The sequence below is a fragment of the Mycobacterium sp. IDUB_19 genome, assembly GCF_055419445.1.
On record NZ_JBVAXR010000042.1, the window covers coordinates 22,467 to 36,670 of the forward strand.

Below are 14,204 nucleotides of genomic sequence, written 5' to 3' on the forward strand. Positions count from 1 at the left end.
TGGTAACCAGTCGATAACATCCACCGATCGGGATGCGGCGGGTGGAATTGCTTGTCCCCCGATCGGGGGACAAGGCCACGATGCCGCGGCACTAAACTCACCGAGATGACTGAAGCCGGTCGGCGAAGCGGTTCCTCGCGGGTCGGGCTCACCGGCGCCAGCGTCGGCCTCATCTACGGGTACGACCTGTCCATCATCGCCGGAGCGCAGCTGTTCGTCACCGAGGATTTCAAACTCACCACATCCCAACAAGAACTGCTGACGACGATGGTGGTGGTCGGGCAGATAGCGGGAGCGCTCGGCGCCGGCGTGCTCGCCAATGCGATCGGCCGAAAAAAATCGGTCGTGCTGATCCTGGTGGCTTACGCGGCGTTCGCGCTGCTCGGTGCAGCCTCAGTGTCGTTGCCGATGCTGCTGGCGGCACGACTGCTGCTGGGTGTGACCATCGGTGTGATGGTGGTGGTCGTCCCGGTTTACGTGGCGGAATCGGCTCCGGCGGCGGTGCGTGGCGCGCTGCTGACGACCTATCAACTGGCGATCGTCAGCGGACTCATCGTCGGGTACCTCACCGGTTACCTGTTGGCCGGTACCCACAGCTGGCGATTGATGTTCGGGCTGGCAGTTGTGCCGGTGATGCTGTTGCTGCCGTTGGTGATTCGGCTGCCCGACACTGCTCGATGGTACCTGCTCAAAGGGCGGGTCGATGACGCCCGCCGCGCGCTGCTGCGGGTGGAGCCCGCCGCGAACGCCGACGAGGAGCTTGCCGAGATCGGCCGCGCGGTAAGCGAAGGCAGTGGCGGCATATCCGAGATGCTGCGACCGCCGTATTTACGGGCCACGTTGTTCGTGATCACGCTCGGCTTTCTGATCCAGATCACCGGCATCAACGCGATCATCTACTACAGCCCCCGAATATTCGAAGCGATGGGATTCACCGGCAACTTCGCGCTGCTGGGGTTGCCGGCACTGGTTCAGGTCGCCGGTTTGGGAGCGGTGGGCGCCGCGCTGACACTCGTCGACCGGGTGGGCCGGCGCCCAATCCTGTTGTGCGGCATCGCCATGATGATCGTCGCCGACGTCGTGCTGACAGCCGTGTTCGCCCAGGGCATCGGCGGCGCGTTTCTCGGGTTTGCCGGCATACTGCTGTTCATCATCGGCTATACCCTGGGCTTCGGCTCCCTGGGCTGGGTGTACGCCAGCGAGAGCTTCCCCACGCGGCTGCGATCCATCGGGTCGAGCACCATGCTCACCTCCAACTTGATCGCCAACGCGATCGTCGCGGCAGTCTTTTTGACCATGCTGCATTCACTAGGTGGCGCAGGCACTTTCGCGGTGTTCGGGGTACTCGCAGTCGTCGCGTTCGGCTTCGTCTACCGGTATGCGCCCGAGACCAAGGGGCGCCAGCTCGAAGAGATCAGGCACTTCTGGGAAAACGGAGGCCGCTGGGAAGACCCGTGCCCCTGATCCGCGCCGACACCGTCGTCCTCGATGGCCGGATCTGCCGACCGGGTTGGCTGCAGATCTCGGGCGGACAGATCCTCGCCTGCGCCGCGGGTGCACCGCCCGGGCAACCCGACCGCGATTTCCCGGATTGCCTTGTGGTGCCCGGGTTTATCGACATGCATGTGCACGGCGGCGGCGGAGCCTCCTACCTGGACGCCGAACACATCGCGCAAGCCGCGCGGTTCCACCAACGACACGGCACCACCACGACGCTGGCCAGCCTGGTCACCGCCGCGCCCGACACACTGATCGCCGGTGTGCGCGCCCTGGCCGATGCCACCCGGGAGGGCACCGTCGCGGGCATTCACCTGGAGGGGCCGTGGCTGTCCACGGCACGCTGCGGCGCACACGACCCCACTCAGATGCGCGATCCCGAACCCGCCGAGATCGACGACGTCCTCGCCGCCGGCGAGGGCGCGATCCGGATGGTCACCCTCGCCCCGGAACGCCCCGGGAGCGGCGAGGCGATCCGGCGTCTTGCGGACGCGGGGATTGTTGTCGCCGTGGGACATACCGATGCGACCTATGAGCGCACCCAACAGGCGATCGCGCTGGGCGCCACGGTCGGCACACATCTGTTCAACGCGATGCCGCCCCTGCACCATCGCGAGCCCGGCCCGGCACTGGCGCTGCTGGAGCACCCCGATGTGACCGTCGAGCTGATCGCCGACGGCGTACACGTGCACCCCGCCGTGGTGCACGCGGTTGTCCGGGCGGCCGGGCCGGACCGGGTGGCCGTCATCACCGACGCGATCGCCGCGGCCGGCAGTGACGACGGAACGTATCAGCTTGGGGCCGTGCCGATCGACGTACAGTCCGGTGTCGCCAGGGTGCACGCAACCTCGACGATCGCCGGCAGCACCGCGACGATGGATCAGCTGTTCCGCACGGTTTCGCGGCTGGGCCAGGACGCCGATGCCGCGCTGGCCGCCGCGGTACAGATGACCTCGACGACGCCGGCGCGGGCGCTGCGCCTCGAGCGGGTGGGCGTCCTGCAGGTCGGATACGACGCCAATCTTGTTGTGCTGGATCGCGATTTGCGGGTTACGGCCGTTATGGCCCAGGGCGTCTGGCGAGCGCCCTAGAGTGCGTCATACCTGCGAAAGCTAGCGTAGCCAGCGGGTCAGTCGGGAGAAGGCCAGCGCACCAACGGCTCCCATCGCCATCGCGGTCAGCGTCTGACGTGTGCTGATCCCCTCGTCGAGCAGTACCCGCGGGGCGATGATCGCGGGCGCCGGCGGGCGGGCGTACTTGCTGCGCGGATCGCTGGAAAGGGTCGCGCCCCAAGCAGTGGCGAAGAGCACCAGATACCCGGTGATGTAAGAGAACACCATCAAACCCAGCACCGGCCCGAATGTCGCTCCCGCAGGGCTGCGCAACACGACTCGCAGGTAGATCGAGCCCACCTGCTTGAACAGCTCGAACCCGATCGCCGCGAGCAGGCCCGCCCGAGCCGAGTTGGCCAGGTTGACCTTGTGTCGTGGCAGCCGGCCGATCATCCAGGTGAACAGCATCCACGACACCAGCAGCGACACCAATATCGAAACGCCCCTGAAGATTTCGCCGAACACCGAGAAATCGGGTACACCAATCCATTTCAACACCGCACGCATCGGCGCCGCGTGCCCCAGTGCGGTGAGCGCCAGAGTGGCGACGGTGATCATGAACGTGCCCACCATCGCGGCCAGATCGGACAGCTTGTCGCGCACGAAGCCCGCTGATTCGATGGGCTCGTCCCACCACATCTCGGTCACCGCTCCGCGCATGTGTGACATCCAGCCAAGGCCGGCCCAGGCGGCGGTGGCCAGACCGATGACACCGACCGACGCGCGCGCGTTGATCGCCGAATTCATCAAGTCCACCAACTGCTGCCCGAGCGCACCCGAGACCGTCTCCCGGATGTGGCGGTCGATGGTGTCGATCAGCGGTGGATCCCGAGCCAGCAGGAAGCCGACGATCGCGAAACTGACCATCAACAAAGGGAATAGCGCGAAGATCGTGTAGTAGGTGAGGCCGGCCGCCAAGAAGCCGCCGTTGCGATCGTCGAAATGTGTGTAAGCACGTATCACGTGGTCGAGCCATCCGAACCGGGCCCGCAACCGGTCAAGGAATCCTGGCTTGGCCGGCTCACCCATCTGCGGCTCCCATTTTAAAAACGGGCCCTACCTCCGTTGCGGAAGGAACCCCAGCCGATCGTAAACCCGTTGGACCGTTTTTCCGGCCACTTCCTCGGCGCGCTCCGCGCCGGCCGCCAACACGGACTCCAATTCGGCGAGATCCGCCGTCAATTCGTCGACTCGGGCCTTGATCGGAGCGACGAACTCGACGACGGCCTCGGCGGTCTCCTTCTTCAGATCGCCGTAGCCACGCCCGGAATAGTCGTCGACGAGCTTGTCGATATCGGTTCCGGTGACCGCCGATTGGATGGTCAGCAGGTTCGACACGCCCGGCTTGACCTCGATGTCGAAGCGGATTTCGCGCTCGCTGTCGGTCACGGCCGAGCGAATCTTCTTGGCGGACAACGCTGGATCGTCGAGCAGGTTGATCAACCCGGCATCGGTGGCCGCCGATTTGCTCATCTTGGACGTCGGGTCCCCTAGGTCGTAGATCTTGGCGGTGGCCTTGGGAATGAGCAGGTCGGGGACGACGAAGGTGTCCGGGAAGCGGGCGTTGAAGCGCTCGGCGATGTCGCGCGCCAGCTCGAGATGCTGGCGCTGGTCCTCACCCACCGGAACCAGATCGGTGTCATAGGCCAGCACGTCGGCGGCCTGCAACACCGGGTACGTGAACAGGCCGACGGTGGTGGAGTCGCTGCCCTGACGCTGTGACTTGTCCTTGAACTGCGTCATCCGCGACGCCTGCCCGAAGCCGGTGAAGCAGCCCAGCACCCACGCCAACTGGGTGTGCGCGGGCACCTGGCTCTGCACGAAGACGGTGCTGCGGGCGGGGTCGATCCCCAGCGCCAGGTACTGGGCGGCGGTGACCAGAGTCCGGCGTCGCAGCGCCTCGGGATCCTGCGGGATGGTGATCGCGTGCAGGTCCACCACGCAGAAGAACGCGTCGTAGTCGTCCTGCAGCGCGACCCACTGGGTGATCGCGCCCAGCGCGTTGCCGAGGTGAAGCGAATCAGACGTGGGCTGCACGCCGGAGAAAATCCGGCGGGGTCCGGTAGCGGTGCTCATGATGTCCCGATCTTTTCACGCGCGGCTTCCCCGTCGCGCCCTCGCTTGCGGTACCGGCGGTACCGCATTTAATGTCGGCTGCATGACCACTCGCACGCCGATCCACCTGGGTTCTGGAGAGCCGGTCCTGCTGCTGCATCCATTCCTGCTCTCCCAGACGGTCTGGGAGGACGTCGCGCAGCAGCTGGCCGACACCGGCCGTTACGAGGTGTTCGCACCGACCATGGCAGGTCACAACGGCGGGCCGTCGGCCGGCACCTGGTTTCTGTCCTCCGCGGTGCTGGCCGACCACGTCGAGCGGCAAATGGACGAACTGGGCTGGGAAACCGCACACATCGTCGGCAATTCACTGGGCGGCTGGGTCGCATTCGAGCTCGAACGGCGCGGCCGGGCGCGCAGCGTCACCGGCATTGCCCCGGCCGGCGGGTGGACCCGATGGAGCCCGGCCAAATTCGAGGTGATCGCCAAGTTCCTGCTGGGTATCCCGCTGCTGGTGTTCGCTTACCTGTTCGGTCCGCGGGTGCTGCAGCTGCCGTACAGCCGCCCGTTGGCGACCTACGCGCTCAGCGCATCGCCGGAAGGGGTCAGCGAGCGCAAACTCAGCGGCATCATCGACGACGTGGCACACTGCCCGGCCTATTTCCAGCTCCTGGTCAAGGCGCTGCTGCTGCACGGCCTGCGGGAGGTCGCGCAGAACGCCGTCCCGGCCCATTTGGTGATCTGCGAGAAGGACCGGATCTTGCCAGCACCCAGGTTCAGCCGACATTTCACCCACCACCTGCCGGAAGGCCACCGGGTCACCAAGCTCGACGGCGTGGGGCACGTCCCGATGTTCGAGGCGCCGGAACGGGTGACCGACGTGGTCGCGGGCTTCCTCGACGACTGCACCCGCCCGGTACGGGCTGTCGACCCACCTGCGAGTTAGGCCCGCGCCAGCGCTTTATCCAGATTGTCGGCGATCGACTGCAAGAACTCCTCGCTCTGCTGCCACTTCTGGTCGGGACCGATCAGGATGGCAAGGTCCTTGGTCATCTTCCCGCTCTCGACGGTGGCGATGACGACCTCTTCGAGCATCTGGGCGAACTCGATCACCTCGGGCGTATGGTCCAGCTTGCCGCGATGCGCCAGCCCCCGCGTCCAGGCGAAGATCGAGGCGATCGGGTTGGTCGAGGTGGGCTTGCCGGCCTGGTACTGCCGGTAGTGCCGGGTGACGGTGCCGTGTGCGGCCTCGGCCTCCACGGTCTTGCCGTCGGCCGTCATCAGCACCGAGGTCATCAGGCCCAGCGAGCCGTAGCCCTGCGCGACCGTGTCGGACTGGACGTCGCCGTCGTAGTTCTTGCACGCCCACACGTAGCCGCCCTCCCACTTGAGGCAGGCGGCCACCATGTCGTCGATCAGCCGGTGCTCGTAGGTCAGGCCTTCGGCTTCGAACTGCTCGGAGAACTCCTCGTCGAAGATGGCTTGGAACTCGTCTTTGAACATGCCGTCGTAGGCCTTGAGGATGGTGTTCTTGGTGGACAGGTACACCGGCCATTTGGCGTTCAGCCCGTACGCGAACGACGCCCGCGCGAAGTCGCGGATGGAGTCCTTGAAGTTGTACATCCCCATCACCACGCCACCGTGCTCGGGGATGGACACCATCTCGTGCACGATTGGCTCGCTGCCGTCCGACGGCGTGAAAGTTATTGCCACAGTGCCGGCTTTCTCGACCTTGAAGTTAGTCGACCGGTACTGATCGCCGAATGCGTGACGGCCGATGACGATCGGCTTCGTCCAGCCCGGAACCAGCCTAGGCACGTTCGAGATCACAATCGGCTCGCGGAAGATAGTGCCGCCCAAAATGTTTCGAATCGTTCCGTTCGGCGAGAGCCACATCTTCTTCAGGTTGAATTCGGAAACGCGTGCCTCGTCCGGGGTGATCGTCGCGCACTTGATGCCCACGCCGTGCTTCTTGATGGCGTACGCCGCGTCGATCGTCACCTGGTCGTCGGTGCGGTCGCGGTGCTCGATGCCGAGGTCGTAGTAGTCCAGGTTTATGTCGAGGTGCGCAAGGATCAGCATGTCCTTGATCAGCTTCCAGATGACACGGGTCATCTCGTCGCCGTCGAGCTCGACTACGGGGCCTTTGACTTTGATCTTGGGTTCATTGGACATCGTTGTCCGAATCCTCCCTCACGGCGTCACCCCTGCGCAGCCGCTAACGCCTCATTGAACGTCTTGCTCGGTCGCATCACCGCGGTCGTCTTCTCGCTGTCCGGCCGATAGTAGCCGCCGATGTCGACCGCCTCGCCCTGCGCCTTTGCGAGTTCGGCCACGATGACCTCCTCTTTCTGGCCCAACGAATCGGCCAGCGCGGCGAAGTGAGTGCGCAACTCTTCGTCGTCGGATTGCGCGGCAAGTTCCTGGGCCCAGTACAGCGCCAGGTAGAACTGGCTGCCGCGGTTATCGAGTTCACCGGCCTTGCGCGACGGACTCTTGTTGTTGTCCAACAGCTTGCCGATCGCCGCGTCGAGCGTCTTGCCCAGAATCTTGGCGCGCTCGTTGCCGGTCTTGATTCCGAGATCCTCGAAACACGCTCCCAGAGCCAGGAACTCACCCAGGGAGTCCCAACGCAGGTGATTCTCCTCGAGAAGTTGGTGGACGTGCTTGGGCGCCGAACCGCCCGCCCCGGTTTCATACATTCCGCCGCCGGACATCAACGGCACGATGGACAGCATCTTGGCACTGGTGCCCAGCTCCAGGATCGGAAACAGGTCGGTGAGGTAGTCGCGCAGGATATTTCCGGTCGCGGCGATGGTGTCCTGCCCGCGCATGGCGCGCTCGATGGTGTACCTCATCGCCCACACCTGCGGCATGATCTGGATCTGCAGGCCGTCGGTGTCGTACTCCTTCAGGTACTCCTTGACCTTCTTGCGCAATTCGACCTCGTGCGGCCGTTCGGTGTCCAGCCAGAACACCACCGTCATGCCCGAGTTTCGCGCCCGGGTCACGGCGAGCTTGACCCAGTCGCGGATCGCTTCGTCGCGGACGATGGGCATGCGCCAGATGTCGTCGGCTTCCACGTTTTGGGTCAGCAGGACTTCCCCGGTGTCGAGGTCGACGATGTTGGCGACGCCGTCCTCGGGGATCTCGAACGTCTTGTCGTGCGAGCCGTACTCTTCGGCCTGCTGCGCCATCAAACCGACATTGGGCACGGTGCCCATCGTGGTCGGATCGAATTGCCCATGCGTCTTACAGAAGTTGATGATCTCTTGGTAAATGCGGGCGAAAGTCGACTCAGGGTTGACGGCCTTGGTGTCCTTCTGCCGGCCGTCGGCGCCGTACATCTTGCCGCCGGCGCGAATCATCGCCGGCATTGACGCATCCACGATCACGTCGCTGGGCGAATGAAAGTTGGTGATGCCCTTGGCCGAATCAACCATGGCCAGCTCGGGACGGTTTTCGTGGCAGGCGTGCAGGTCGCGGATGATCTCGTCGTGCTGCGACGCCGGCAGCGCCTCGATCTTCTGGTACAGATCGGCCAATCCGTTGTTGACGTTGACGCCGAGTTCGTCGAAGACCGCCTGATGCTTGGCGAATGCGTCTTTGTAGAAGACCTTGACGGCGTGACCGAAGACGATGGGGTGGGAGACCTTCATCATCGTCGCCTTGACGTGCAGCGAGAACATCACGCCGGTCTTGTAGGCGTCCTCGATCTCTGCTTCATAGAACTCGCAGAGCGCCTTCTTGCTCATGAACATGCTGTCGATGATGTCGCCCTCGCGCAGTGACACCATTCCCTTGAGCACGATCTTCTTGCCGCTCTTGGTCTCGAGTTCCATCTTCACGTTGCGCGCGCGGTCCAGCGTCATCGACTTCTCGCCGTGGTAGAAGTCGCCGTGCTTCATGGTCGCGACGTGAGTGCGCGACGCCTGTGACCACTTCCCCATGCTGTGCGGGTGCTTGCGCGCGTACTCCTTGACCGCGTTGGGGGCACGGCGGTCCGAGTTGCCTTGGCGCAGCACCGGGTTGACGGCACTACCAAGGCATTTCGAATAGCGGTCGCGAATTTCGAAGTCCTCGTCGGTCTTCGGGCTCTGCGGATAGTCCGGAATCTTGTATCCCTTGCCTTGCAGCTCCTTGACCGCGGCCACCAGCTGGGGCACCGAGGCACTGACGTTCGGCAGCTTGATGATGTTGGTGTCGGCGAGCTTCGTCAGCCGGCCCAGTTCGGCCAAGTTGTCGGTAACCCGCTGCTCTTCGGTCAGGTGCTCGGGGAACTCGGCGAGGATCCGGGCCGCGACGGAGATGTCGCTGGTCTTGATCTCGATGCCCGCCGGCTCGGCGAAGGCCCGCACGATCGGCAGGAAGGCGTAGGTCGCCAGCAAAGGCGCCTCGTCGGTCAGCGTGTAGATGACGGTCGGCTGTTCGGCGCTCACGGACGGTCCCTCTCCCGATCAGATTTTGGGGGGCTCAGCGTTACCTTTGCCACGGTATCAAGGGCGTTTGAGCAGGTGTCGACCTGGCATTGGCACGGAGTTGGCTCAATAAGATAGTCTTTGTATCGGTCATGAGCGCCAGCATCAAGCCCCGGCTTGCTGGCCGGCAACCCTCCAACCGCGGTGGGGTGCCCCGGGTGATGACCAGGTTGAGTAGCCACAGAACCGGCTATCCGGCAAGCGCGGGTCCGCCATGACGGGCCCCTGAGTAGACAGGGAACGTGATGTGCAGCCACCCCTCTCATCCGCGTCTCATCATGTGTCGGTGCTGAACCACCGGTCACCGGCTGACGTCATAGATGGTGGCGTCCCGGGCGGCTACCAGCACCTCGATGCGCCCCCTTCCAGCAGAAAGCCCCGCTCATGAGCGCCGATACCAACAGCGACAGCGACCCGACTGCGCATTGGTCCTTCGAAACCAAGCAGGTTCACGCCGGCCAGCAGCCCGACCCGACCACCCACGCGCGGGCCCTGCCGATCTACCAGACCACGTCGTACGTCTTCGACGACACCACCCACGCCGCGGCCCTGTTCGGGCTCGAGGTCCCGGGCAACATCTACACCCGGATCGGCAACCCGACCACCGATGTCGTCGAACAGCGCATCGCCGCGCTCGAGGGCGGCGTCGCGGCCCTTTTCCTGAGCTCCGGACAGGCTGCTGAGACATTCGCCATATTGAACCTCGCATGTGCCGGCGATCACATCGTGTCCAGTCCGCGCCTCTACGGCGGCACGTACAACCTGTTCCACTACTCGCTGGCCAAGCTCGGTATCGACGTCAGCTTCGTCGAGGATCCCGACGATCTGGACTCCTGGCAGGCGGCCGTTCGGCCCAACACCAAGGCCTTCTTCGCCGAGACGATCTCCAATCCGCAGATCGACATCCTGGACACCCCAGGGGTCGCCGGCGTGGCCCACGCCAACGGCATACCGCTGATCGTCGATAACACCATCGCCACGCCCTACCTGATCCAGCCGTTCACGCAGGGCGCCGACATCGTGGTGCACTCTGCAACCAAGTACCTGGGCGGACACGGCTCCGCGATCGCCGGGGTCATCGTGGACGGCGGCACCTTCGACTGGACACAAGGCCGCTTCCCCGGGTTCACCACACCCGACCCCAGCTACCACGGCGTGGTGTTCGCCGAGCTGGGACCGCCGGCGTTCGCCCTCAAGGCGCGCGTGCAGTTGCTGCGCGACCTCGGGTCTGCGGCCGCACCGTTCAACGCGTTCCTGGTGGCCCAAGGTCTCGAGACACTGAGCCTGCGGATCGAGCGCCATGTCGCCAACGCGCAACGGGTCGCGGAATTCCTCGAGGGTCACGACGGCGTGCTGTCGGTCAACTACGCGGGGCTGCCCAGCTCGCCGTGGCACGAGCGGGCAAAGAAGTTGGCGCCCAAGGGAACCGGCGCTGTGCTGGCGTTCGAGCTGGCCGGTGGAGTCGAAGCCGGGAAGGCGTTCGTGAACGCGCTGCAACTGCACAGCCACGTCGCCAACATCGGCGATGTGCGCTCGCTGGTGATTCACCCGGCGTCGACCACCCACGCCCAGCTGAGCCCCGCCGAGCAGCTGACCACCGGCGTCAGCCCCGGGTTGGTGCGGCTGGCCGTCGGCATCGAGGGCATCGACGACATCCTGGCCGACCTCGAGCTCGGCTTTGCCGCAGCACGCAAATTCGGTGCTCCCGCGGATGCCAGTGGCGATCCGCAGACCGTGGCGGCCTTCTGAGGTAATTGACATGACGATCTCCGACGTCCCCACCCAAACGCTGCCCGCCGAAGGCGAGGTCGGCCTGGTCGACATCGGCTCGCTGACCACCGAGAGCGGCGCGGTGATCGACAACGTCTGTATCGCCGTGCAGCGCTGGGGTGAGCTGTCACCGACGCGCGACAACGTGGTGGTGGTATTGCACGCTCTGACCGGCGATTCCCACATCACCGGCCCGGCCGGGCCCGGGCACCCCACGCCCGGCTGGTGGGACGGAGTCGCGGGCCCAGGCGCACCGATTGACACCAATCGGTGGTGTGCGGTGGCCACCAATGTGCTGGGCGGCTGCCGCGGTTCCACCGGGCCGAGTTCGCTTGCCCGAGACGGAAAGCCGTGGGGCTCCCGGTTTCCGCTGATCACCGTGCGCGACCAGGTCCAGGCGGACATCGCCGCGCTGGACGCGCTGGGCATCAGTCAGGTCGCCGCCGTCGTCGGCGGATCCATGGGCGGCGCACGGGCTTTGGAATGGATGGTCGGCCACCCCGAGCGGGTCCGGGCCGGATTGCTGCTGGCCGTCGGCGCGCGTGCCACCGCGGACCAGATCGGCACCCAGACCACCCAGATCGCGGCCATCAAGGCCGACCCGAATTGGCAGGGTGGCGATTACCACGACACCGGGCTCACCCCGGATGCCGGCCTGGCGATCGCCCGCCGGTTCGCCCACCTGACCTATCGCGGCGAGGTCGAGCTCGACAACAGGTTCGCCAACGACGGCCAAGGCGAAGAGGATCCGTCCAACGGTGGGCGCTACGCCGTGCAGAGCTACCTCGAACACCAGGGCGACAAGATCTTGGCCCGTTTTGACGCCGGCAGTTACGTGATCCTGACCGAGACGCTGAACAGCCACGACGTCGGCCGCGGCCGCGGCGGGGTCGACAAAGCGTTGCGCAGGTGCCCGGTACCGGCCGTGGTCGGCGGCATAACCTCCGATCGGCTCTATCCGCTGCGCTTGCAGCAGGAGATGGCCGAGCTGCTGCCTGGCTGCGCCGAGTTACAGGTTGTCGACTCCCTCTGCGGACATGACGGCTTTCTGGTGGAAACCGAGGCAGTGGGCGAATTGATCCGCAAGACGCTGGATTTGGCCGCAAACGAAGACGCGTGCCAACCGTGACCCGGTCTGGCCACGACCGCTCCCTGTCGTTTGGCTCGGCGGCCGCCGCCTATGAGCGTGGACGCCCGTCCTATCCACCCGAGGCGATTGACTGGCTGTTGCCTCGCGGCGCGCGCCAGGTGCTCGATCTGGGTGCGGGTACCGGCAAGCTGACCACTCGTCTGGTGGAACGTGGCCTCGACGTCGTGGCCGTGGACCCGATTCCGGACATGCTCGAAGTGCTGAGCGCCTCGCTGCCGGAGACTCGCGCGGCACTGGGCACTGCCGAAGATATTCCGTTGGAGGACAACAGCGTTGACGCTGTGCTGGTCGCCCAGGCGTGGCACTGGGTGGATCCGGAACGGGCGATCCCCGAGATAGCCCGCGTGCTGCGGCCCGGGGGGCGGCTGGGCCTGGTGTGGAACACCCGCGACGAGCGGCTCGGCTGGGTGCGGGAGCTCGGCCAGATCATCGGCAGCGATGGCGATGGCCGCCGATTCGACGTGACGCTGCCGGCTCCGTTCGCCGAGCGCGAGCGCCATCAAGTCGAATGGACGAATTACCTTACGCCGCAAGCATTGATTGACCTGGTGGCGTCGCGCAGCTACTGCATCACCTCGCCGGCCGAGGTCCGCACCCGGACGCTTGACCAGGTGCGCGAGTTGCTGGCCACTCATCCGGCGCTGGCGAATTCGTCCGGCTTGGCGATGCCGTATGTCACCGTGTGTATCCGGGCGACGCTGGCCGGCTGACGACGCGATCGGTTTGCGTGAATACAGCGCCGACCCGCGACATCCAGCAGTGGAATTGCATCTTAACGTTGGGCGGGAGCCGCGAATCACGCCTTCGTCGGCGCTAAAGGTGCTGCCCCGCAAGGTATCTTGAGCCCGTGCCGACTGCCGCAGAGGCCGAATATCGGAAGCGGTGGAAGCCAATCGTGCTGCTCGCGTTGGTGGTAGGGCTACAAAGCGCTGATGCTGGAACCGTGGGCGCACTGGTTGTCCCGCTCACACAGTCATTGCACATCAACAACATTCAGGTCGGGCTGCTGGTCACCGTGTCGACCGGCGTCGGTGCGCTGGCCACACTGCTGGCCGGGCCGCTCGCCGATCGCACCGTGCGGGTTCGACTGCTGTGGATGGCGCTGCTGGTGTGTTCGGTGGCGATGGTGTTGAGCGCGGCCAGCCCCAACTACGGCTGGCTGCTGGCTTGCCGGGTGGGCCTCGGCGCCGGCATCGCGGTCTCCGGGCCGGTGGTCGCCTCGCTGGTCGGTGACTACTTCAGGCCCGGCGAGCGCGGCCGCGTGTACGGGCTGGTGCTCGCCGGTGAGGGCACCTGCACGGCGGTCGGGCTGCTGGTCGCGGGGGAACTCGGCGCCCTCAGCTGGCGGCTGGGCTTCGGCTGGCTGGCGATGGTGGGGTTCGGCCTGGCCGTCGCAGTGGCGACGATGCTGCGCGAACCGCTGCGTGGCGGCCGCAGCCACCAGGCGCGGCGTTACTCGGTCTGGCGGGAGCTGTGCTGGGTGCTCTCGATCCGTACCAATGTCGTTCTGATTGCGGCGTCGTCGTTCGGCTACTTCTTCTCCACCGGATTGAGCACCTTCGGGGTGGCACTGCTGTGTTGCCGGTTTCGGGTCGACCAGGCGGTGGCGACCATGCTGATCGCCGTCCTTGGCGTCGGCGCTCTGATCGGCGTGCTCAGCACCGGACGCATCGCCGACTGGCTGACAAGCCGGGGTTGCCTCAGTGCACGGATTGTGGTGGGCGGAGCGGCTTTTCTCGCGGCGGCGGTGTTCATCCTGCCGACATTGCTCGCCGATAACCTGCCGCTGGCGCTGACATTCGCGTTTCTCGCCGGGATCGCCATGGGCGGCGTCAACCCGCCGCTCAATGCGGTGAGGCTGGACATCGTGCATTCCCGGCTGTGGGGCACCGCAGAAGCAGTGCGCAGCACACTGGTGTCGATATCGACGGGCGTGGCGCCGATGGTGTTCGGCGCAGTGTCCACGGCACTGGGGAGCACAGCAAGCGCGTTGGCCGACACCTTCCTCATCATGCTGGCTGCGCTAATCGTCGCCGCGGGGCTGCTGTTGTGCCCGGCGCGCCGCAGCTATCCACGCGACGTCGCGACGGCGATGGCTTCGGAGGTGCTGACGACTACTCGTCCGACTCAGAAAGTAGTCGC

General features: G+C 65.5%; 11 protein-coding genes and 1 riboswitch. Of the genes, 7 read left to right on the forward strand and 4 right to left on the reverse strand.

Annotated features, from left to right (window positions below; translation table 11 throughout):
• Positions 1 to 51: 51 nt before the first annotated feature.
• Positions 52 to 1,464, forward strand: a complete 1,413-nt coding sequence (locus ACZY0B_RS23500) for a sugar porter family MFS transporter (RefSeq protein ID WP_463766636.1) — start codon at positions 52 to 54, stop codon at positions 1,462 to 1,464.
• On the forward strand, positions 1,455 to 2,588 hold the full coding sequence (nagA, locus tag ACZY0B_RS23505) for an N-acetylglucosamine-6-phosphate deacetylase (RefSeq protein WP_463766637.1): 1,134 nt from the start codon (positions 1,455 to 1,457) through the stop codon (positions 2,586 to 2,588). The genes ACZY0B_RS23500 and nagA overlap by 10 nt, the downstream gene beginning before the upstream one ends.
• A gap of 21 nt (positions 2,589 to 2,609) precedes the next feature.
• On the opposite strand, the gene yhjD is transcribed toward nagA, so the two are convergent.
• Both yhjD and trpS read right to left on the reverse strand, forming a co-directional pair.
• Positions 2,610 to 3,638, reverse strand: coding sequence for an inner membrane protein YhjD (yhjD, locus tag ACZY0B_RS23510; protein WP_463766638.1), 1,029 nt, complete (start codon positions 3,636 to 3,638; stop codon positions 2,610 to 2,612).
• Between the two features lie 27 nt (positions 3,639 to 3,665).
• Entirely contained in the window at positions 3,666 to 4,685 is a 1,020-nt protein-coding gene (trpS, locus tag ACZY0B_RS23515; RefSeq protein WP_463766639.1) for a tryptophan--tRNA ligase, read from the reverse strand.
• Positions 4,686 to 4,767: 82 nt separating this feature from the next.
• On the opposite strand from trpS, the gene ACZY0B_RS23520 reads away from it, so the two are divergent.
• The gene (locus ACZY0B_RS23520) at positions 4,768 to 5,610 is read left to right on the forward strand and encodes an alpha/beta fold hydrolase (protein WP_463766640.1); all 843 of its coding nucleotides are present in this window, start codon (positions 4,768 to 4,770) and stop codon (positions 5,608 to 5,610) included.
• Here ACZY0B_RS23520 and ACZY0B_RS23525 read toward each other — a convergent pair.
• Both ACZY0B_RS23525 and ACZY0B_RS23530 read right to left on the reverse strand, forming a co-directional pair.
• The gene (locus tag ACZY0B_RS23525; protein WP_463766641.1) at positions 5,607 to 6,839 is read right to left on the reverse strand and encodes an NADP-dependent isocitrate dehydrogenase; all 1,233 of its coding nucleotides are present in this window, start codon (positions 6,837 to 6,839) and stop codon (positions 5,607 to 5,609) included. The two genes, ACZY0B_RS23520 and ACZY0B_RS23525, sit on opposite strands and share 4 nt — an antisense overlap.
• 26 nt (positions 6,840 to 6,865) lie before the next feature.
• Positions 6,866 to 9,103, reverse strand: coding sequence for an NADP-dependent isocitrate dehydrogenase (locus ACZY0B_RS23530; RefSeq protein ID WP_463766642.1), 2,238 nt, complete (start codon positions 9,101 to 9,103; stop codon positions 6,866 to 6,868).
• A 127-nt stretch (positions 9,104 to 9,230) separates the two neighbouring features.
• Positions 9,231 to 9,352: riboswitch (SAM riboswitch) on the forward strand.
• A gap of 174 nt (positions 9,353 to 9,526) precedes the next feature.
• Between ACZY0B_RS23530 and ACZY0B_RS23535 the strand changes: the two genes are divergently transcribed.
• The 4 genes from ACZY0B_RS23535 to ACZY0B_RS23550 form a co-directional block, all read left to right on the forward strand.
• Positions 9,527 to 10,891, forward strand: coding sequence for a bifunctional o-acetylhomoserine/o-acetylserine sulfhydrylase (locus tag ACZY0B_RS23535; RefSeq protein ID WP_463766643.1), 1,365 nt, complete (start codon positions 9,527 to 9,529; stop codon positions 10,889 to 10,891).
• Positions 10,892 to 10,901: 10 nt separating this feature from the next.
• Positions 10,902 to 12,041, forward strand: coding sequence for a homoserine O-acetyltransferase MetX (gene metX, locus ACZY0B_RS23540; protein ID WP_463766644.1), 1,140 nt, complete (start codon positions 10,902 to 10,904; stop codon positions 12,039 to 12,041).
• The gene (locus ACZY0B_RS23545; protein ID WP_463766646.1) at positions 12,038 to 12,772 is read left to right on the forward strand and encodes a class I SAM-dependent methyltransferase; all 735 of its coding nucleotides are present in this window, start codon (positions 12,038 to 12,040) and stop codon (positions 12,770 to 12,772) included. Before metX ends, ACZY0B_RS23545 begins: the two co-directional genes overlap by 4 nt.
• Before the next feature lie 137 nt (positions 12,773 to 12,909).
• Positions 12,910 to 14,204: MFS transporter (locus ACZY0B_RS23550; protein WP_463766645.1), on the forward strand; the 1,295-nt coding region annotated here is incomplete at its 3' end.